General features: G+C 41.4%; 17 protein-coding genes. 9 read left to right on the top strand and 8 right to left on the bottom strand.

Annotated features, from left to right (window positions below):
- Window position 1: 1 nt before the first annotated feature.
- On the top strand, window positions 2-1,870 hold the full coding sequence (locus tag ABIN91_RS06690; RefSeq protein ID WP_348049766.1) for a RagB/SusD family nutrient uptake outer membrane protein: 1,869 nt from the start codon (window positions 2-4) through the stop codon (window positions 1,868-1,870).
- A gap of 24 nt (window positions 1,871-1,894) precedes the next feature.
- Window positions 1,895-3,577, top strand: a complete 1,683-nt coding sequence (locus ABIN91_RS06685; RefSeq protein WP_348049764.1) for a DUF4957 domain-containing protein — start codon at window positions 1,895-1,897, stop codon at window positions 3,575-3,577.
- 310 nt (window positions 3,578-3,887) lie between these two features.
- On the opposite strand, the gene ABIN91_RS06680 is transcribed toward ABIN91_RS06685, so the two are convergent.
- The 5 genes from ABIN91_RS06680 to ABIN91_RS06660 form a co-directional block, all read right to left on the bottom strand.
- On the bottom strand, window positions 3,888-6,746 hold the full coding sequence (locus ABIN91_RS06680; protein ID WP_348049762.1) for a carbohydrate-binding protein: 2,859 nt from the start codon (window positions 6,744-6,746) through the stop codon (window positions 3,888-3,890).
- Between the two features lie 313 nt (window positions 6,747-7,059).
- The gene (locus ABIN91_RS06675) at window positions 7,060-7,212 is read right to left on the bottom strand and encodes a hypothetical protein (protein WP_348049760.1); all 153 of its coding nucleotides are present in this window, start codon (window positions 7,210-7,212) and stop codon (window positions 7,060-7,062) included.
- 4 nt (window positions 7,213-7,216) lie between these two features.
- Entirely contained in the window at window positions 7,217-7,351 is a 135-nt protein-coding gene (locus tag ABIN91_RS06670; protein WP_348049758.1) for a hypothetical protein, read from the bottom strand.
- Between the two features lies 1 nt (window position 7,352).
- Entirely contained in the window at window positions 7,353-8,486 is a 1,134-nt protein-coding gene (locus ABIN91_RS06665; RefSeq protein ID WP_348049756.1) for an alpha/beta hydrolase, read from the bottom strand.
- 372 nt (window positions 8,487-8,858) lie between these two features.
- Complete coding sequence (locus ABIN91_RS06660; RefSeq protein ID WP_348049754.1) at window positions 8,859-9,494, bottom strand: YceI family protein; 636 nt, start codon at window positions 9,492-9,494, stop codon at window positions 8,859-8,861.
- A gap of 122 nt (window positions 9,495-9,616) precedes the next feature.
- Here ABIN91_RS06660 and ABIN91_RS06655 point away from each other — a divergent pair, with 122 nt between their 5' ends.
- The 4 genes from ABIN91_RS06655 to ABIN91_RS06640 all read left to right on the top strand — a co-directional run bounded on the left by ABIN91_RS06655 (window position 9,617) and on the right by ABIN91_RS06640 (window position 14,499).
- Window positions 9,617-10,492, top strand: coding sequence for a winged helix-turn-helix domain-containing protein (locus ABIN91_RS06655; protein ID WP_348049752.1), 876 nt, complete (start codon window positions 9,617-9,619; stop codon window positions 10,490-10,492).
- Between the two features lie 433 nt (window positions 10,493-10,925).
- Complete coding sequence (locus tag ABIN91_RS06650) at window positions 10,926-12,755, top strand: hypothetical protein (protein ID WP_348049750.1); 1,830 nt, start codon at window positions 10,926-10,928, stop codon at window positions 12,753-12,755.
- Window positions 12,756-12,791: 36 nt separating this feature from the next.
- Window positions 12,792-14,240: a hypothetical protein gene (locus tag ABIN91_RS06645; protein WP_348049748.1), complete on the top strand. Its 1,449-nt coding sequence runs from the start codon at window positions 12,792-12,794 to the stop codon at window positions 14,238-14,240.
- A gap of 28 nt (window positions 14,241-14,268) precedes the next feature.
- Entirely contained in the window at window positions 14,269-14,499 is a 231-nt protein-coding gene (locus ABIN91_RS06640) for a hypothetical protein (protein WP_348049747.1), read from the top strand.
- A 97-nt stretch (window positions 14,500-14,596) separates the two neighbouring features.
- Here ABIN91_RS06640 and ABIN91_RS06635 read toward each other — a convergent pair whose 3' ends face one another.
- Complete coding sequence (locus ABIN91_RS06635; protein ID WP_348049745.1) at window positions 14,597-17,026, bottom strand: AsmA-like C-terminal region-containing protein; 2,430 nt, start codon at window positions 17,024-17,026, stop codon at window positions 14,597-14,599.
- A 203-nt stretch (window positions 17,027-17,229) separates the two neighbouring features.
- Window positions 17,230-18,600, bottom strand: a complete 1,371-nt coding sequence (locus ABIN91_RS06630) for a hypothetical protein (RefSeq protein WP_348049743.1) — start codon at window positions 18,598-18,600, stop codon at window positions 17,230-17,232.
- 191 nt (window positions 18,601-18,791) lie between these two features.
- On the opposite strand from ABIN91_RS06630, the gene ABIN91_RS06625 reads away from it, so the two are divergent.
- Both ABIN91_RS06625 and ABIN91_RS06620 read left to right on the top strand, forming a co-directional pair.
- Window positions 18,792-19,244 carry a hypothetical protein gene (locus ABIN91_RS06625; protein ID WP_348049741.1) on the top strand — a complete coding sequence of 151 codons (453 nt, stop codon included), beginning with the start codon at window positions 18,792-18,794 and terminating at the stop codon, window positions 19,242-19,244.
- Between the two features lie 25 nt (window positions 19,245-19,269).
- Complete coding sequence (locus ABIN91_RS06620; RefSeq protein WP_348049739.1) at window positions 19,270-19,707, top strand: carboxypeptidase-like regulatory domain-containing protein; 438 nt, start codon at window positions 19,270-19,272, stop codon at window positions 19,705-19,707.
- Between the two features lie 164 nt (window positions 19,708-19,871).
- On the opposite strand, the gene ABIN91_RS06615 is transcribed toward ABIN91_RS06620, so the two are convergent.
- Complete coding sequence (locus ABIN91_RS06615) at window positions 19,872-20,321, bottom strand: hypothetical protein (protein ID WP_348049737.1); 450 nt, start codon at window positions 20,319-20,321, stop codon at window positions 19,872-19,874.
- Between the two features lie 142 nt (window positions 20,322-20,463).
- Between ABIN91_RS06615 and ABIN91_RS06610 the strand changes: the two genes are divergently transcribed.
- Window positions 20,464-20,709, top strand: coding sequence for a hypothetical protein (locus ABIN91_RS06610; RefSeq protein WP_348049735.1), 246 nt, complete (start codon window positions 20,464-20,466; stop codon window positions 20,707-20,709).
- Window positions 20,710-20,777: the final 68 nt, after the last annotated feature.

Genomic DNA, 20,777 nt, shown 5'->3' with positions numbered 1-20,777 from the left:
CATGAAAACAATAAATAACTTAAAAAAACTTTATTTACTGATAGCCATCGCAAGCGTTGCTACAATGGCCTCTTGTAAAAAATTCCTGGATTTTCAATCCCCGTCGGCGCTCAATATTGAGCAAACCTTCGCCACAACCGATAATACCGGTAACGAGATCCTGAGCATATACAATAAGGCAGCCGGCAGAGCTGGCTTTGGAAGTAATCTTGCTTATGTTATACCGGTGGGCGCGGATGACTTTTCTGCACAGGGTAACAGTAGTTTCGATCCAACGCAAAACTATGCCATCTCAAACTATGGTGCAAGCCCGCTTACGGGGAGCCTTTACGATACCTTCACTCAGCTTTATGCCGGAATTGAACGTGCTAATATAGCCTGTAAATACATACCGCTGTCATCTGCTTATTCAGGGGCGAGTAAGGTGCTTATGCAACGTTATCTTGGCGAAGCCTTGACACTCAGGGCATTGTTCTATTTCGAATTGATTATAAATTGGGGAGATGTACCGGCAACGTTTGTACCCTCCGCTGATCTCCCGTCGCAGTTTTTAAAAAACTCAGACCGTGACAGTACTTATGATAAGATACTTGACGACCTGAAACTGGCATCGGGCTATGTTGGCTGGCGCTCCGAACTTCCGGATTACGGATCTCTGAGAATAACCAAGGCTGCCATTAAAGCCTTACGTGCGCGCGTTGCGCTGGCCCGTGGGGGATATTCGCTCCGCACAACCTCTCATTTATTGGAACGCAAACCAGACTATCTTAAATATTACCAGATCGCTTTTGATGAGTGTAACGACATCATACAATCAGGACAGCATCAATTAAATCCGAGTTTCGAAAACGTATTCAAAACATTGCACTCACCCACACGGTACGATGATGCCCATGAACTGATCTTCGAGATAGCGATGTGGGGCGGTTTTAACGACGGCGACCTTGCAAGAAGTTTTGGGACTAATTACAACGGCAGTCCAACCTGGGGCAAAGCAGGTGGCGGACCGAACGCGCTGCCTACCTATTTCTATTCATTCCAGAACGGTACAGATTCAAGAAGAGATGTAACCGTTTGTACTTATACCGTAGGCGCAAGCGAAGGTAAGGCCGTTAATAACCTTGCCACTTTAAATTGTGCTAAATTCAGAAAATCGTGGACCGCTTTTACTTCGGCCTCAACCTTGCTCACTTATGGTGTTAACTGGCCGGTTGTAAGATATGCCGATGTGCTGCTGATGTATGCGGAGGTGGCCAACGAGCTGCAAACATCCGGCGCAATTACTGCTTTGCAAGCGCTGCAACTGGTGCAAAAGCGTGCCTATGGCTCAAATCCACTACCTGTTACCCCATCCGACCACGACGGCTTTTTTACCGCTTTAACACAAGAAAGGTTATTAGAATTTGGTGGTGAAGGTTTGCGAAAATATGACCTGATCCGGTGGAACCTGTTAACTACCAAGATAAACGACGTGAGGGCCAGGCTACCGTTCCTTGCTGCAGGGGCCGCTATAACACCTAGTAATCCATATCCATTTGCTCCTGATTATATTTACTACCTGCCGAGCACTTTTGGCAACCGGGACTGTACAACCGAAGAATCGACGCAAAATATTTACGGCGGTATTAACAATGTGGCTTACTATACGGCTAACACCGCCGTTCCCGGCGGTTACACGCGGATATACTGGCGAAAACAAATGGGAACCTGGACAGCGGGGGTATTAACAGGCGCTGACTTTCTCAACGATCCTGGTAAAGGATATGTATGTAAGTTCCAGCCAAATAAGAGCGAACTTCTGCCATATCCTTCAAAGGTGATCATTGAAAACCGCGGAGCAGTGCAACAGAATTTTGGATATACTCAATAAAACTTAATGAAATAATCGATAAGTATGAAATCAATAAAACAATATTTGAAGTTGCTTCCGCTGGCAGTTGTGTTACTGGTGCTGAGCGCGTGCGTTAAATCATTTGACGGCATAGTCGACGATGCATCTACCAACCGCCCATTCCTGCCGGGCTCCTTTGGGGTTAAAACGGCGAAAGATTCCGCGGTATTTAGTTGGACCGCACCGGTTTTGTCCAGCGGAAAACGGTATACCTATACTGTTGATATATCACAGGATAGTTCTTTTCACAGTATTGATCTGACTAAAACCGTAGATACCCTGGGTTTTGTTGTGGTAGAACCTACACTGGCCGTTGCTAAAAAATATTATGCACGCCTGGTCGTAAATCCGTTTAAAGGGTCCGATTCATCCCGTTACTATTACCTGTCTAAATCTTTTACGATCAACGGGCTTAATTATCTTCGCGTGATCCGTGATTACGAGATCAACCCAACCACGGCATTGATACATTGGTACGTTAATGCCAATACCACAAATATTGATAAGATCGTTTTGTCGGTGAATGGAAGCGTTGCAACCACCTTTACTATCTCGCCAACGGAGATTGCGGCTGGCTCAAAACTTTTAAACAACCTAACCCCTAATACAAAATATACTTTACAACTTTTTGCCGGGGCTAAGAGCAGGGGAATTATGAGTTTCACCACGCCAAATACGGTAACCTACACTAAAACGTTGTCAGCTGGTGGTGATCTGGTCGGGGCGATTAATGCGGCAGCCGACGGAGATGTGATCGGACTCAATCCCGGAACCTATACCCTTGGTACATCGGTATTCACCATTACTGGTAAAAGTGTATCTATCAGATCTACATCAAATAATGCTGCCGATACTAAGATAAATGTAAGGGAGATAGACCTTGCGGGTAATGGCGCTGGATTGATCCTTGCCGGGGTCGAAATTAACGGTAACTATACCGGGACCTCGTTTGGTGTACAATTTTTGAACTTAAGAGGCCTGGTGGCGGTTGGCGACCCAACTAACTTCGCGGATGTGAAACTGGACAACTGTATCATCCATGATTATACCAGGTGCCTGATATTGGGTAATAACGCAACAACGGTTAACACGCATACCATCAAATCTTATATCATAAACAATTGTATTATCTATAATATTGATAAAGCCGGAACCAGCACCTACTATAACATTAGTCTGGAGAAAACGCTGCTCAATTCATTCAGCATCACTAAGTCAACCTTCTACAATATGGGTACAGGTTTGTTTAACATGGGTACCGCGCTTGCGGCATCTGCTATTGTACCTGTAATTACGGTTGATTACTGCACGTTTAATAATTTTGGCGGAGGTAGTAAATACCTGTTTATTGACGCCAATACCAACAAGATCAGTTATGCGCTAAGAAATTCCATTCTGGCAAATTCGCCGCAGGCAGGAACAACACAGGTCAATGCTTCCCGCAGCACCGGATCGGGTAGTACCAATGATTTCCTGAATAATAATTATTTCAATTTATATTCAAACGGAGCAAATAGCACACCATTAATACTCACCGGTTTGAACCAGGTTGGCAGCCTGAATATTAACCTGGGTTGGACCGCAACTACCCAAACATTTAGCTTGCAGGCATTGCCTTCCACCAGCCCCATATTTACTGCAAGCACTTCCGGAAGCACAATAGGCGACCCACGTTGGGCATATTAATGCCTGTTCCGGTAAGGATAATAAGTCACAGACCAACTCATTCGTGGGTAGTCTGTGGCTTTTTTATGATGGGTTATTGAACCTGATTTTATTCTATCGACAAGGAAGATAGTAAAGCGCGAATTAGAATACATGAATTAGGATACTAAGCGTTAATGTAGCAATTGATTGAACTAAAAAGGCCGGATTCATCATCCAGCCTTTTTATATAACGCCTCATTTTCAGATTCTGTTGGTGCGGGGTTATTCCGTTTAAATCGCAGAGTTTGCTCTGCTTAGGAATGTCCGGCGTGTTAGGTATTTTTCAATGCTATTTCGAAAACCCCTGTGGAGGGTTATTATCTTTATTGTTGAAGATGATTTTATCGATGTTCATTAAATTATTGGAGTTTGCACCCGAAAAACGTAAAATGATATCATGGGTACCTTTAATTTTTTTAATTGAACTACTCACGGTCTGCCAGGTATCAAAGCTGCCGGTGTTGGGTACAGCACAGGTACCTATTAGCTCCCCTGCTACATTGTCCACTACGATCTCAATGTTTGATCCGCCCTGAACGCTCGATATCCGGGCCAGGAATTGATCAGCACCCTCTTTGCCAAAATCGATACTGCCAAACTGGATGTAATCAAAGTTGTTACAGGAAGTAACGAATACTCTTCCAGTTCCGGTTGTATCTTTAGTTGTTCCCGCTGACTTCTCTGCCGATTCGGCCTCTATTATTTCATAAGCGTTGCGCTGCGAACTTGTTTTACGTCCATCGTTTTGAACTTCTCTTGGTGCAGGTGGAAGAACAGGATGGGAAGAGCCCGGATCGCCGGTAACTTTGATTTGGATGCCTTTTTCATCGATGCTGTCATTCCATTGAATTAACAATTCTTTAGCATACCCGCTACCTCCCCTTGTAAATGAATAAGACTTACCATTGATTGATAAACTAACATTTTTCCCAAAATCGTCGCGTAAGTGCAACGTGGAGACTGAAATTTTTTGATCGGATTTGAAACTGATCATTTTATTCTGGTCAGCAGCTCCATACGTTTTGCAACTGATGCTCCCATAACCTTCCGGTGAAAAAACCAGCGCGTTCCTCAATTCATGATTTAATTCCGCAAGTATAATCGGTTGCAACCAAAGCTCCTTCGTCCGCATATCCCGGTGATATCCGGCCAGATCATAATAGTTACGCCACAAACCGGGCATACTGATGTATTGTTTATCGCTGCTGGTATTGGTAGCAGTCCATTTAGCGGATTTTACCACCGGTAAGATATTGAGCGGATGGTCGAATACTTTGTCTCTATTCTGATATTGTCGCTGGTAAGCGTCTTTCTGCAATGCCATCCATTGCAAGGCCCGGTCGGTATTCAGCAGTAAACCACCATAATGGGTTAGGATATAAGGCGTCCATTCGTCATAGGTGCCTTTTTCGTTACCTAATCCCCAGTATAACGGATGATAGTACTGGTCGAGCCTATTCAATACATAATCAGTGTTGCCGGCAGTCCAAATTTGCCCCAGCTTTAGGTTGAAAGCGAGCCATTGGCCCGCAAAATAAGATTCACAATGATTTCCCAACTTGAAATGCTCATCGCTAAGGTAACGATTGGCGAAGGATTTCACTACCTGATCGTATGCACTCTGATATTGTTTTACCGAAGTGAGATCCTTTTGTTCCTGAGCCAATATGGTCATAACCTTATAAGCAACCGCAGACAGGTTGGCATTGAAGGGATTGGGTTCACCTCCCGCGTCATAGGAATTCTCCGACTGATCAAAAGTATATGGAAACTCTTTGTTTCCATATAAACCAACCTGATCAATTATCCGTTGTGCGGCCCTCTTTACATAAGGCCAAAGAAATTCAAATTGTGCTTTATCACCTGTTATCTGATACACTTCGAATGTGGAAATAATAAATGCACAGTTTAAATCAACCCACTTTTGAATGTTTCTATAATCATCATGTTCGGTATCGTCCCAGTCAACCAGAACCGATCTTTTTTCGCGTTCACCATTTCCACCCATTTTATTGAAATCATGATGGATTTGCCCGTTCTTCATTTGCGTACGGGCCCAGTAACGTAATTCTTGCCAGGCGAAGTAAGGAACGGTTTCCGCAACAATCTGCCTGGCATGCCACATTTGATCCATGGTGCCAAAGCAGGTCCATTGTCCCTCGGCAAAACCCACACGTCCGTCTTTTTTGTACATGGAATTAGTGGATAGATTGGCTAATGTGTTAAGCGTTTGGTTTTTGAGCCATGACGGGAGATTAGAAGCCCGGAAACGGTTTACCAGGCACACGGCATTTTCTTTAAGCAAATCAAAATTCTTCAATCCTATCCGGCCAACCGTTTGAGCGTTATTGGCCAGGTTAAAATAATACGCCAGCGCAGGGTCCGTGTTATCATACCAGGCAACCACAAAACGAATCACCGACGTTTCATGGGGTTTCAACTCTATTGAAGCAGCAGCTTTTCCACCTTCCCCGTTAACGGTATTATCGCATTTTCCGGTCGCGAGGAAGTTTGGCTCATCCATATTTCCTGTGGTAACTTTGGTTGATTTAGCGCTACTTGCTACTGAAACACTTCTGCTGAAACTATAAATACCGACACCCGGTTGGGCACTGAAAGGCTCTCCGGGTAAAGCCCATTGTAACGCTAATCCCACAGTGACCGGAGAGCCGGAAAGGTTTTCTACGGAAAATTCGTAAAAAGCATATGGAAGGCTCATGTTATTATAATCCTTGTTATCCAATGGCGAAAAACCGGTCATTCTGATCTGCACATCATTGATTTTACCAAAATTGACCATATGCAACGGCCAAATAGCATCATCATCCGGATGACCATCTTTATTTACGGCAGTCATAACATTCTGGGATTTGACGGTTGAACCTCTTTGAGAATAAAACTCAAAATGAGCGCCGGGAACAGTTTTGAAATCATAGGCGTCCGCCGGTGGCCGTGTCATCAAAGTAAACGTACCCTTTGATGCGTTAAATTTTATCGCTCCCGCTCCAAAACCCCCTAGCGGCGTTCCTGTTGTGCCGTTAACGGGTTCGTTGGCCTGTCCGGCTGCTACCAGGCTAGAGGTTAAAAAAAATGCACTTAAAATTATTCTATAAGTGCTCTTATTAAAGTAAACTCGTAATCTATTCATAAAAAAAATCGCAATAAGATATCGTAAGGTTTGGATACACCTGCTCTAACCCGGGGTTGCGCTATATCGCTACTCCAGGCTAAGCTTATCGCATGCCGGAAAGTACCCGGTAATTTGGGGATATACATTTTCATAAACTCATTCGGTTAAAGCAAGGCAGATTCGCAGGATGCTAACGTAATGCAAGCACAAACATATCCCATCATAACATTAAAGAGGTTCAATTTTTGATTGAAAACACCCAAAAATGACGACTTTTTATCTTTAAATGCCCCGTACGCAGGAGCAACATCTAAATTGGAAATGAAGACCGTTATCTGAAAGTATTTGCCATTTTATGCTGCACGCTAAAGCTCATGTCCGTTTTTTTAATGGGCCCGCCTATCTCTTTAAACAGCTTAATCAGGTTAGGATAAGTGTGAAAATTAAACCATAAAACCGGTGTTAATATAAACAGGTTGGCCATCTTCTTAAATTGTAACCGTATTGGGTATGTCGCCTATGTAACGGCTTGTTCGGTATAAAGCAATGCGGGCGATTGGGTTTAAAAAGTGCCCGCAACCTATACCGGCAATACCGGTACCAATAATTGCTGCCTTCTGCATGTTATTTGGTCATTTGGTTAATAAACCTGTCTACCGTATAGGTAGCTAACTGGCCGCTTGGTCCGTTCAGGGTATAATCGCAACCGTGGGTTGCCCAGGGCAGTGTAAGTAAAAAGTGTTTAACGCCTAATTGCTGTAGCTTTTCGTTTAGGCGGCGGCTGTGCTCATAAGCAACCAGCACATCATTCTGCCCATGAATTAGTAGTGTTGGGATAGCGTTTTTAGTAACCGCCAATATAGGCGAACTGGCTTCATAGTTCTTCGGTACGTTATCATAAGCCCCGCCCAAATAATCGCTCATCACCTTGCGCGAATCCATCACCAAAGGGTTTGATGGGATGGAATACCCCCAAACCATATCCGCCGGAGCGTAATAGCTTATTACGCCTTTAACTCCCGGTTCGTTAAGGGTATAGGCCGATAGTAAAGCAATTTGCCCACCTGCAGAGCGGCCCAGTAATATGAAATTAGTGGTATCTATCCCTAATTCTTCGGCATGGGCTTTCAGATAAGTAATAGCCGTATGCACATCCTGAACAGGAACCGGGTTTTGAAACTTAGGCGCTAAACGATAATTAACCGCAGCTACATTATAACCAACCTTGTACAAATGGGTATTTAACTCCGGCAATTCGGTACTGTTGCCAGTGCTCCACGAGCCGCCATGAACAATCACTATACAAGGCTGTTTTCCAGGTGCTTTGGTATGATAATAATCCAATTTTAAATTATGCTCTGTATCGTAAGTTAAAACTTCGGGCAATGCCAGCTTTTCGCCGATGCCTGCCAGCATTTTAAAAAACCGGAAAGGTTCTTTGATTGATTTATTGGTCACCTTGGTGCTACCCGCTCCAAACACAGCTTCAAAATCGGGCTTTAAAGTGTGGGCAACATTATAGGCCCGTACAATAGGGGTACAAAACAATATCAAAGCAATTACACCCGGTATAGCGCCAGCTAACTGATATTTGTTTACACCCATGCCCCATACCAGTAAAAACAGCGTGACCACAATAAATACCCACGGAAACTCGGTTACCACGATAGATACCAACCACAGGTAATAAGCCGGAGCCTTAAATACAGTTAAAAGCGATAATAAAAACAAAAACCAGATAAATCCTACTCTAATCATTTGTGTGTTTTATGAATAAATAATGGCTCACAAGCCACTTGTTACCCTAGTTATAGTTCCATAGTTAGGCGCAAGCCATATAAAATAAACGCTAGTATAAGCACCATTTAAGGCTTCATCCTTACCATTGTAGTTAAGCTTTGTGTAATCAAAGCCAAACAGGCATCATATTTATGGTAGATTAGATATTTTAAGCAACGGTTTGAATTGGTTGAGCTATTTGCTACAAAAAATGAATATAGAATTATTATTCCGAATCCCCAAAATTGAGTAGGGTGTTTGGTCTTTGCGAAAAGGAAGTGCTTCCATAATTTATTAACAATATTGCGCAATTATAGTTTAGTGCCAACTATGATCAGGATATTTATAGAATCATATTTGATGAAATACCAGGTTGAGTGTAATAGGTATCTCATCAGCTATAAAGGCATCCTGTAAGTTCTCCTTTATACTAAATATAAAATGTTCTGTTTCGCCGGTAATGTGCCATTTCATGCGGTCTATTTTTAAATTGGCGGTTATGCGCATGTCCTTATTAACTGTTTTGATGTTGGCTATAAAAAAAATAGGATTTGTACTGCTTTTAATAGTGAGGTTGCCCGAAACCTTAAATTGTACAGGGTTATTTGTTGGGGCAATATTCAAAACAACCATAGTAGCTGTTGGGTATTTAGCAATTGCGAAGTATCCGTCACTTCGTAAAAGATCATCTATCTCCTGGTTGTCTTTTTGCAATTTATGATCGGTACTTCTCATACTATTCATATTCATGCTGAAGGTTCCACCGGTAGGTTTGCCAGGAGCGGTCGCGTTAAGCGATCCCGAATTAAAAAGCAAAAAGCCATAATGTTTGTTTTTAGGAACTTGCCATAAAATTTTACTTTGCTTAACATCAAGCTGGTAATTAATGGTTTGTGTTGCACTGGTTTGTTGTGCGTAGCCGTTAAACCTACTAATAGCGAATAATAAGGCAATTGTAAACCGGAAGATTGCGTGTTGATTTTTCATAAAGCAAACCTACATGCACACCCTTTAAGCTCAATGCTTTAGTCTGTAAAATAAAATGTAAATTTTGTAAATTCGGTTATCTCTTTTGCAAATTCAGTTACCTTTGGTGTTACCTATCGGCAATGATATTGAAAACAACAACCAAATACCTTTTAGGAGCAATTGCTGTATTGCTGATGGCCATGTTTTGTGCTTTCAATATTTCTGACAATAATGATTTCGACATGGCCAGGCAAGAGATCATGCTCAGAAAAATAGGGCACGAAGTACTTTTGCATTCAGGAGATAGCACGTCAAGAGTGTTGCCAGTAAAAAAAACAGCCGAAAACGAGTATCAGATCACCTTTCAAAACGAATTTACTTTTCAGTCCGATTCATTGGTCACCATCATTAAACGTTCGTTGGCTCAAAATAACCTTACGCACAATTATATAGTTAATGTACTAAACTGTGCAGGTAAAGATGTGATATTCGGCTATGCCATATTAGGAAAAGAGCAGGATAATATTGTACCCTGTTCGGGAAGAAAGCAACCTAAAAGTTGTTATCGCATTGATGTCAAATTCCAAAAATCAGGCATTACACCTATACAAAAAGGTTATTTGCTTGGCAGTTTGCCTATGCTGGCTTTTGTAGGCTTACTGATCTCCCGTTCTGTCAAAACACGAAAAAAGCAGTCTGTTATACCAATAGGTAATGATAGTTTAAAAATTGGCAACACCTTATTTGATGCCAATAAACGGCATTTAATTTTCGATGATACTATCATAGAGCTTACAGCCAAAGAGAACAAGTTGTTTTTAATATTTGCAACATCACCAAACGTGATTGTTGAAAGGGCCCGGCTTCAAAAAGAAATATGGGAAGACGAAGGCGTAATTGTAGGCCGTAGTTTAGATGTGTTTATATCCAAGCTCCGCAAAAAGTTGGAGAACGATAAGGCAATCCAAATAACCAATGTCCACGGCAGAGGGTATAAATTGGACATTAATAACTGATTAGTTCCCACTTTCTTATTACCTACTTCTTTGCACACCTGTTTCGGGCTATTCATTGCCTATTTGCTAAACTTACCTGTTTAGAGAGGCTATCACTTTCAGTGATATTCAGCTTGCCTCAATGTTTGTGTAGTTACACAGCCACCAATCTCATTAAAAATATAACCGCGCTTGTTAGTGCCTTTGTGATATAAATTCCAGCATTAAATCAATAAAAAACCAATATACGTTGAATATTAGTCTTGATATACAGCTTAAAATGGGGGTTTAAATAGCTTTTTAATTACAGTGTTTATACCCTGAACCGCGGCAAGCTCATACCATAGCTTTGAATAACATAAGCAGTTAAATAACCCATTATAAACCTGTACAGTAATTATACTGCTTATAATCAAACTGAATAATATTCAACAAGCACTTAAACCTTACAATTATGGCAACAACTAACGAAATCAAAAAATCTACTGAAACTAAATCCTCAATTTCTGTAAATAATATAATTTACGATTTGCAGGTGGCCCCCGCTTACACCGACCCGCTTGTATTAAAGCAGCGCAAAGATCTGTTATTGGAAATTGACCTGGATGAATTAAATGACAATTTGTACCTATCTGTAGAACTGCTTTTTGTTGCCTATAATGGCGTGGCCGGTGCACAGGGAGGCAAACTGCAAGCCGAGATCAATGACATTATGGGTGCTTTGGCCCTGTTATGTAACCGCTGCGTTGGCACCATGAATTCTTTTAAAATTGAAACTGAAAACATCATCAGTCAGCTAGGCCAAACATACCGCTTCCTGGTTTCGGGTAATGAGAAGCTTGCCCTTGCCAAATTAAAACGTTGCGGTGTATCGTCAAAAGTAATGGCTACCGATTCTGAAAAGCTATCCAGCGAATTTATGGAGCTACAGAAAAGATCGGTTGCCGTAAGATCTAATACCATCATCGAAGAAACATCTGAATACAACCGGAAACTGGCTGCCGAAAAAGCGATCAGAGAGCTGGAGGCCAAGCAAAAAGCCGAAAAGGTTAATCAGGAAGAACTGGTTGCCCAGGTAGCCAATTTGCAGGCAATGTACGATAAAGCACAAAGGGATGAAGACAAAGCGGCCGACAGATCACTAATATTAGGTATTACTTCGGCAATATGTGGTGCCATAGGTGCCGGTTTAGGCGCATTTGCTGCTGCTAAAAACCCAGCTGCCAGCGCTATTACCAAAACATCATCAGATAGAGCTACCGCTAAAAAAATTGAGCTTGCCCAGGCTAAGGCAGATGAAGCAAAAACAAATTCGGATAAAGCCAATAAAAAATTGCTCGGCTTAAAGGATAAGGTAAACTCAGCAAAAACAAAGTTAGCTGCCTTAGAAACCCAGAAAACCGAAACCCAAACAGAGATCAGTATTATAGAAGGTGTTGACGCTGGAGACAGAACAAAAAAACAGAAAGCCGATTTGGATAAACACAAAAAGGCGCTTGTTAAAATAACCGCTGATATAGCCGAAAATAAAGGTAAAACAGAAACACTACAAGGTGAAATGAAGCTGGTAGAAAAAAGCGCGAAAGACCTATCGGCAGAATATGGTGCCGCATCGGCCTCGCTCGAAAAGTTATCGGGTGGTTTGGATAAAATGGCCGACGCTGCCTCGAGTGCAGAAGAGTCAATCCGCAGCGAGAAGATGGCCGTTCTGGAAAAGAAGTTTGCCATGGAAGCCGAGAAACGCAAATCATTAGTTGCAATGGCTGAGTTTGCCGAAAATATCAAAAACTCCAAAGTTGAGCAGGGCAACGCCGAAGTAAGTATCAATTCGTTACATGCCGCTATTGAAGCCATGGGTAAGATAGTTGGAACACTAACCAACGCGAGTTTATTTTGGAAACAGATGGCCGATTATTGCTCAAAAATGTCGGAAAAAGGTTTCCAGGCGACATTACAGGATATTATTGATCCGGATACTGGTTTAGATTTGGACGAAAGAGTTGAGCATTACCAGGATCTGCATTTCATGTCGGAGTTTTTATTCTACATCTGCCAGTGGGTGGCTTTGAATGGTTTATCTGGCGAGTACCTGATCAGCACTTCTAACGCTCAAAAAAAATGCGTTCAAAATCTTGCACAATCACCAACTATCGAAAATGCAAAAAAGAACGCCCCGGAATTGGCAAAAAAAATGGGCATTATGCTGAATCAAAGAATATTGGACTCAACAAACAACAGTTCCAACATCCTTCAGGAACAAGCCCGTTTAGAAACAGCAAAATAATTAACAATCATCCTTCACCATCATAATATTAAAAAAATGAGCAACAGTACAACCTTAGTGATCGAAGCCTTGCAGCAAGCGGCGGTTTCACTAGAAAAACAGGATAAGCAATCAGCTATCAACAGCCTGAGTAAAATTACCGGCGAGGTGGCCAGTTTTAAACAAGCAGCCGCGGCATCCGAAAAGGAGACCAAACAATTGCAAATTAAAACAACCGCGGAGGTTAGCGATTTAATAGCACAACAAGGCAGAGCCTATGCAGAACGTAACAATGTTAAAAAAGAACTGGAGGTTGCGTATGCCAATGTTGCGGGGTTAAAAGCAGCCATACCAAGTTATACAAACCAGATAGCCCATTTACAATCAACTTTAGGCGAGCGAAATAACAGGTTACAACAATTGAGAAACAGGCAGAAGGAATTAAATGATACGTCATTCTGGAGTATCATCATGTCTATCGGGACGCTTGGTTTTGATAGGTTGGTGAAATTGATAAGCCTTGAGATTGACGATGTACAAGGGCAGATCAATAATATACATAACACTATGGCTGCGGTTCAACAAGAGTTATCCAAATCAAGGAACCTGCAGGGAGAATGCGAAAGAAGAGTTGATGAACTGAACCGCACTATTCAACAAAAAAATAAGGTAATAGATGATCTGTCGTTTTTGGAGTTAAAATTAAACAACCAGGAAAAAGTACAGCGCCAAAGATTGGTTTATTTTACTGAGGTTAACCTGTTTTACATCAAATTGCAAACCATACTAAACAACCTATCTAATAAGGTGGAGGATGTGCGCGATATTGTAGAAGAGTTAAATAATCAAAACCCAACTATCGCCAGTTTTGATCCGGCACAAACCGGGCTAATTTCACTAAAACAAGCTATATTATTATTTGGTGATACCCTGAAAAACGATGTGTCGATAAGAGAAATAGAACCTGTTTTTGATCCAAATGCTGTTTATTTTATCACTAACGAGTGGTTGGGTAACGACAAGTTTTTAACTATCGATAAGAAGGATGCGGCCCAAAACAAACTTATGATGACGGGTAGCGAAGGTAAGGGTCAGCTTTGGGTGATCAAATCAGTAGGTGACGGATTTTTCAGACTAATGAACAGAACCTATCTGGATCAGAAATCACTGGATATTATCGATGAGAAGCCTCCGGTAGATTTTTTCCCTAAGCGCTCCAAACCCTGGGATAAACCTGGGTTCCCGCCTCCATTCATAGCAGATGATCAAATCCAGAGGCCGTCTACATTCAACCCAAACCCAACGGTTGCATTGACTGGAAATAACAATGGAAAAGGCCAGTTATGGAAAATAGAGCCCGAGTTTGGTTACTTCCGCCTTACCAGTGCTGTGGGCAATCACAGATCACTTGATGTTGTTAATGAAGGCGGAAATATGAAGTTACGCTTAAACGATTCATCAACAAGAGCCTCCAGCCAGCAATGGAAATTTACAAAGTATAACTAATTAACTTAAACCCTAAAAATTAAATATCATGCCAACCAAAAAAGACAATTCAGCAGCCATTAAAAAAGCAGAAAAATTTCTTGCCGTATGCGAAAACGAAATCAGATTAAAGAATGGAAATAAACCAATAACAGATAAAGAAGCTAAAACTTTGAATGAGTTGCAGCATGCTATTGGTTCACAACATAGTATTCACATAGTGAAATATAAACAAGCAAAGGATACTGTTGTAGAGATCATAAGAATTCTAAACTTGTAATATCCCCCGCCCTTAAAACAAAGGTTAACCTAAACCGAGCGAAATTATGCCCTGAGTGTTGATTAGTCAAAACGATCAGCACCCGGGCATTTCGCTTTTACGGCGTTTTCTTATGATCCTTATTCCAGCCGATCTTTACTTTTCCGTTTTCATCATCTTTGGCTAAAATATGGAGCACTATGCCTTTATAACGCTTTTTGAGCAGTTCATCCTTATCGGTGATCGTGCTGTCTTTTTTAGGGTTCCTTAGTGGGATATCAAGGGCTATATTGGTGCCGCGGGTTAAACCGTATGTACCGGCAATATCTATATTGATAATGCTCGATGTGAGTTTCATGGGGTTAATGGTAATGTTATCGCCATGCAAATCAAACCTGGCATCCAAATTTGGTATCACAATATTATTCAGATCCCTAAAGGGAAACGCCAGCTTACCAACCGTTTTAAGCGGATTATAATTGATTAACGCGCCATTTTTTAAGTTAAGGGTTACATAACCATTTATTGATCGGGGTACAATGGAGCCATTGTTGGTTAAGCCGCCTTTTACTTGCGCTTGGGCAGATAAAATGCCTTTTAAGTTGTTGGATGTGATATCGGTTAAACCAAAGTTATCAAAGGCGTAAAAAAACTCGTGCACATCAACATTGCTCACAATGGCACTCATAATAAAGTTATTGGTGCGCGAGCCATCGTTAATTTGTCCGTTAAATTTGAGCGAACCTCCCGCATGTTTTACACTCATGTTTTTTACCACTACACCATCTTCGGATAATAACACATCGGCAGTGGCATTGGTGGCTAAAAATTTTTTATAATATAGCTTGGCAACCTGCATATGCATTTCGGCATGGGCGCGGTCTAATACGTTGCTCAACTGGTCAATAATGTTACCGCTGTTCCTGCTTTTTGGGGCAGCAGCCCGGCCTCCTTTATTCAGGAAACCCAAAAACTCACCCAAATACAATTGCGGACTATTGATTTGCCAGGCCAACAATATCTTCTCCGGCGAATCATAATACAAATTCAAAAAGTTTTTAACCCGGCCTTCCATCATCACAATACTCTTGCCGCTTTGCAGGCGGATGTTGTTCAATATCAAATCGGTACTGGTAAAGTTGAGTGACATGGATGTGTTTGTCAAATTAAGCTTGCGCGGAAGGTAGCTTACATCAGCATCGCGCAGGTTTATTAAGCCTTGTATAAAAGGTTTATTCAGGCGGTAATCTACAATGTCGGCCTTGTAACGCAACTTCATTTCGGCAGTGCCCCGGGTAAATTTGGTGGTTTTACCCATCAGATAATTTAAATTACTCAACGGAAACTTAGAGCGGAAGTTACCCGTAGCAATAGGTTTTTCGAGGTTAATAATACTGCCCGTATCAATGGTGAAAGGCAGGTGGCTGTAGTTCCCCGTAAGGTGATATATTTTAATAATGGAGTTAGCATCGCTGTTACCCTGCCCTTTAACAAAGTTGTTATTGAATACACCATCAAAACTGCAATCGTCAATATTACCGCCGGGTGTGGTGAGTTTGGTATTACGAACTTTAGCCTCCACATTCAGATACGGATCGCCACCTTTAAAACTACCCGATATGGTAGCCTTTACAGCGAGTGGTTTATCCATATTAAACATAGCCAGCTTTTTGCTGATGTTGGCGGCCAGCAAGCCCGATGCGCCCTGCCATGTAATGGCATCGGCGGCAAGCCTGATATCAAAGGTAGCCTGGCCCTTACCCACAGCAAACAAGGCGTTCAGTTTAAACGGCGTACCACCAATATTAAAATTTGGCGATTGTATGTTGATCTTTCCGTTATCTTCGTTATAGCCTGCAACCAAATCGCCTTCAACCTGTTTGCCTTTAATAAAACTGCCATTATCGGTATTAAAAGCCATGCTTTTGGCATCCACATCTAAATGCAGCTTAGCATGCCAGCCCGAATCGGGGTAGGCCATTTGGCCTGCTAAACTATTAATATCAAAATGGAAAAGCTTATTCAGCATTTGGTTATTAACCGCGAAGCTTACGGTATGCAGGTTAAACCTGCTGATCTCGGTCGCGCTGTTGTTGGCATCGTCTTTGCCACCGGTTTTCTTTTTATTGCCTTTTTTAAATACTGCCGTGTTGCTGTAGCCATTGCTATCGGTATAGAAATCGATAGCGGCGTTGCTGATATCCACATGGTTAATGCTGACAGTGCCCTTTAACAGGGAAGCCGTGTTAACCGATACATCAAAATCTTTGGCATCCAGCAGGGTATGGTGGTGTTTGGCCCATTGCTTATCGCGAAGCAAAACATTATGCAGTGAGAGGGAGATATTCGGAAAATCTTTAAAAAAAACAGTGTTCATGTTACCAATGATGATCTGGCCATCCAGGTTCTTGTTCAATTCGGCGGTAACCAAAGCCTGTACTTTGGCCTTATTGCTGTTAATATAAAGTAACACACCCAGCAATAATACAATGATCACAACCGCAAGCGCGGCAATTATTTTGAGTGTTGTTTTAAACCAATTGGGCATTAGTAATGTTTTAAACTACAATAACAAACACATGGCTTTTGTTTGGATTATAGTTTACATTGCACAACATGTAATAGACTTATAACTAACAAAGGTCGCAAATTGGCCCTGTTCATCGGTAATTTGCGTCGAACCTAATGTAGATCGTTTTTACTTGAATTTAAAATGCGGATGGCATTTAAGCTATCCGCATTTTTGTATAATTATTTAGCTGTAGTACTATAACAGGCAGAAAAACCGGCTGATGTTAAATTACCTGTTCCGCACCAGTAGCCCATCCAGTTTTGCTGGTTAATGCCGTTTAAGGTAGGATTATTTACATCGTAATAATTAATGTAATAGTTGCGATAGGTAGGGTTTGATGATATTTTTTTGCGCACTGCATCTACACTTGCCGGGTTTATGCCCGTTACGCCATAAGTTTTTTGATAATCGTACTCCAAAGCCCAGGGCTTGCCGCTGGTGCTCACATTAAGGTAATAGGTTTTAATGTTAAGTAGTGTAAATGGTGCTTTGCTGTAGCTGATGCATTGGAAACCAGGGTTATTATCAAACAGCGGACTAACAGCCGGCGTAATATGGAAAAACGAAATTGGTGTACCCGCGCTGTTATAAAGCAGTCTAAAATCGTCCATATGAGTATGGCCGCAAAGGCCTGCCTTTATAATTGGGGCATATTGGGTAAGTAAGCTAATGAACGCCGTATTGCAGCTATCGGCCCACATGCTGGTTACGCTGCCATATTTCAGGGTGCTGTTCACATCAATACCCGGTGGAATGTGCATAGCCAGCCAGAGTTTACTTTTTTGCTGCTGCCCGTGTTTTAAAACGCCTGTTAGCCATTGCAGTTCGGTACCGGCAGGGTTACCCGTTTGCACGCCGCAACTGGTGTATTTTGCCGAGAAAAATACCGTGTTCAGCATCACCATTTTACCGCCTGATCCATCCCGCAAGGTATAAGTATAATAACCACCCTTAGAAAAACTGCTGATAAAGGCTTTATCAAGCGCTGCGCTATGGTTGCGCTGTAAAGGCGCCCAGGCTTTGGCAAACATGTTTAAAAAAGCGCCGTCGGCTTCAACCTGATAATCGCCGCAGTACGAATCGTTGTTGCCCAATACCGGCAATACAACAGTTTGCGGAAAATATTGGTTAAACATCATAGCCATAAATTGGATGGTTTTTGATGTGAACGATTTTAGCGAATCGGGATAGGATGGCGCATTAGTGTTAAAGTTTTCCTGAAAGCTGTGGCACAAAAAATCGCCGGTGATCACCATAAATGCGGGCGAGGCATTCTGCTGTTTCATGGCCGCCAATGCCGATTTAAACAGTGGGAAATTAGAATCGCTATTATAAGTATTAGGTTGCTTTACCGCCGACGAAGCAAAGATAGCCGGCCACTGTTTATAACCCGATTGCACCAGTTTAGTTACCAACGATGGATCGAAATATGGATTAAAGTGAATGTCGGACACGCTGATGATGCTGCCCTGCTGTACAGGTTTAGCCTTTGCAAACAAGCCGTTAACCATCGCGGCAAGCAGCAATAGTAGGATACCAAATTTTTTCATGATTTAAAGTGATAAGGTTTAAATTGTACGTAAGTTATAAATAATATCCGGATATTAAATGCTGTAGTTATTTATAATGTATTATATGTTAAAAGATAATATAATACATAGAGATGCAAATCCATCATAGTTTAACAACTTTACTGACAGGTATATTTGGCATATAAACTAATAAAAAACAACTTATTATCATGAAAACAACTAAACTGCTGCTTGCGTTGGCAATAGTGTTTGCCGCGCTGTCATTTGGCTTTAAGGCCAGGGCCCAAACTATGGTTCCGGTTCGTTTATACTCCGGCTCGAACGATGTGCCTTTATGGACAGGGAGTACCACCTGGTATTTAACCCTGCACAACGAATCCACTAATGAGGATATTTATCTTCAAACTCAATATTACAATTTAGGCGATGATGGTTATTTCCATTTGGGCGATATCCCCGAGGGTACTTATACAGTAACAGCTTCCTATTATAATTCGGGTGTTTCGGAAGAGTGGTTTGATTATTATGTAAATAATAGTGGATGGATCTACAATCATCACATGTACTCCGGTACAGATTCTACACTTGCGACCGGTGTGGTAGTTAGTTATAATATTTCTACTCCCGATTCGGGCCTTACACTATATACGTTCACTAATTAATTACAAACTTTAACAATTCAAAATCATGAAAAAAACTAAACTACTATTTGCGGTGGCAATATTATTTGCCGCGCTGTCTGTTGGCTTTAAGGCTAAGGCCCAAACATTACACACAGTATACCTAACGTCGTTGTCAAGCAGCTACCCGCCATTTGCAGCATCGGTTACTTATTATGTTACGCTGGTTAATAATGCTACTAATGATTATTATTATTTTCAAACAAGCTACAATAACCTGAGCGATGGCGTGTACCATATAGGTAGCGTTCCCGCCGGTACTTACACCGTTAGTGTTGCATTTTCCGACTATAATTTCTCCCAGTCTTATTTCGATTGGTATGCCGGCCAGGATGAAGGCTATAGTTTAAACATGTATGCCAATACCGATTACGAGTTAACCAACAATGCCGTTGTTGCCGATGATTATACCGGTGAATTAGATATAACGATGTATAGGATTTAAAAAGAATGCTATATTAAAAGCCGCCTTATTGAAAATAAGACGGCTTTTTTGTTTTTAATTATCAGAAAGTACGTTTGTGATTGCAGGGATTACATAAAGTGATTTGATACAGACTACGGAGAGCTGGCTGTAACTCAATAAATTTATAACGCTATCACTATAACTTAAAGATTAAAAGTACCGGACACTAAAGTAATGTGTTCATCATCGTCGCTTACCAAATGGCTAAAATTACCGGTTATCGCCGGTTTCACAGTCGTAATTATAACAGCACCAGTCATAGATACTGGAACGCCGTGCTGCGAGAAAAACAATATACTTGGATCTTTAGATCGGGCCGATTCTGCAACAAAATGGCCGGGCCGCAAAGTGGTAAAGCTTATTATCAGTTTTTGGCCGGTCTCAAAAATGAAGGTTAAGCTTTTTGATGTAGCATGCAATATATTTGTACTTAATTTAATACTATGACCGCGATGATCAACAAAAGTAAATTTACAAAATGGTTGTATTCTTGATTGGCGTGTTGCGGTAGTTTTAGCTGCGCTAACGTTAACAAACATACAGTTTATGCATGCAGATACTGCCAAAGTAATAATCAGGGTAAGCTTTTTCATAGTCTAAAGCTAAGATTAATTATTTGAAAACAATAACGTATAAATATTCAGATCTATAGTTCTTATCGCAAGCGCCCTGTGTAGGCCTCTGGTTTGAGCATAAGCGATTTATTGAGTAAACTACAGGTAGCAGGGGGAATGGATGTTGCACCAGTTTAAGTACTATGCTTCAAAACATACCCGTAACGAGCATTATCAGATCTGGACACACGAGAACCATTTTGTTGAATTATTTAGCCCCGATTTTACTCAACAAAAAATAGATTACATTCATAATAACCCGGTGCGTGCAGGTTATGTTTATGATGCTACAGAATATGTGTATTCCAGCGCGGCTAACTATGCCGAGAAAGAATCTATTATTGATGTGGATTGTTTGTGGATGTAGATTTTACTGTAGTCAGAGACTACAGGCATAGTCATTCGAAGTCAGAGACTTCGAATAGCGACTTTTTA

This window comes from Mucilaginibacter sp. (genome assembly GCF_039921305.1).
Lineage (GTDB): Bacteria > Bacteroidota > Bacteroidia > Sphingobacteriales > Sphingobacteriaceae > Mucilaginibacter.
This window is presented reverse-complemented; position numbering and strand designations above follow the sequence as displayed.

Coding starts and splice junctions, on each gene's coding strand:
- ABIN91_RS06690 (WP_348049766.1), top strand. CDS start 2: ATGAAAACAATAAATAACTTAAAAAAACTTTATTTACTGATAGCCATC.
- ABIN91_RS06685 (WP_348049764.1), top strand. CDS start 1,895: ATGAAATCAATAAAACAATATTTGAAGTTGCTTCCGCTGGCAGTTGTG.
- ABIN91_RS06680 (WP_348049762.1), bottom strand. CDS start 6,746: ATGAATAGATTACGAGTTTACTTTAATAAGAGCACTTATAGAATAATT.
- ABIN91_RS06675 (WP_348049760.1), bottom strand. CDS start 7,212: ATGGCCAACCTGTTTATATTAACACCGGTTTTATGGTTTAATTTTCAC.
- ABIN91_RS06670 (WP_348049758.1), bottom strand. CDS start 7,351: ATGCAGAAGGCAGCAATTATTGGTACCGGTATTGCCGGTATAGGTTGC.
- ABIN91_RS06665 (WP_348049756.1), bottom strand. CDS start 8,486: ATGATTAGAGTAGGATTTATCTGGTTTTTGTTTTTATTATCGCTTTTA.
- ABIN91_RS06660 (WP_348049754.1), bottom strand. CDS start 9,494: ATGAAAAATCAACACGCAATCTTCCGGTTTACAATTGCCTTATTATTC.
- ABIN91_RS06655 (WP_348049752.1), top strand. CDS start 9,617: ATGATATTGAAAACAACAACCAAATACCTTTTAGGAGCAATTGCTGTA.
- ABIN91_RS06650 (WP_348049750.1), top strand. CDS start 10,926: ATGGCAACAACTAACGAAATCAAAAAATCTACTGAAACTAAATCCTCA.
- ABIN91_RS06645 (WP_348049748.1), top strand. CDS start 12,792: ATGAGCAACAGTACAACCTTAGTGATCGAAGCCTTGCAGCAAGCGGCG.
- ABIN91_RS06640 (WP_348049747.1), top strand. CDS start 14,269: ATGCCAACCAAAAAAGACAATTCAGCAGCCATTAAAAAAGCAGAAAAA.
- ABIN91_RS06635 (WP_348049745.1), bottom strand. CDS start 17,026: ATGCCCAATTGGTTTAAAACAACACTCAAAATAATTGCCGCGCTTGCG.
- ABIN91_RS06630 (WP_348049743.1), bottom strand. CDS start 18,600: ATGAAAAAATTTGGTATCCTACTATTGCTGCTTGCCGCGATGGTTAAC.
- ABIN91_RS06625 (WP_348049741.1), top strand. CDS start 18,792: ATGAAAACAACTAAACTGCTGCTTGCGTTGGCAATAGTGTTTGCCGCG.
- ABIN91_RS06620 (WP_348049739.1), top strand. CDS start 19,270: ATGAAAAAAACTAAACTACTATTTGCGGTGGCAATATTATTTGCCGCG.
- ABIN91_RS06615 (WP_348049737.1), bottom strand. CDS start 20,321: ATGAAAAAGCTTACCCTGATTATTACTTTGGCAGTATCTGCATGCATA.
- ABIN91_RS06610 (WP_348049735.1), top strand. CDS start 20,464: ATGTTGCACCAGTTTAAGTACTATGCTTCAAAACATACCCGTAACGAG.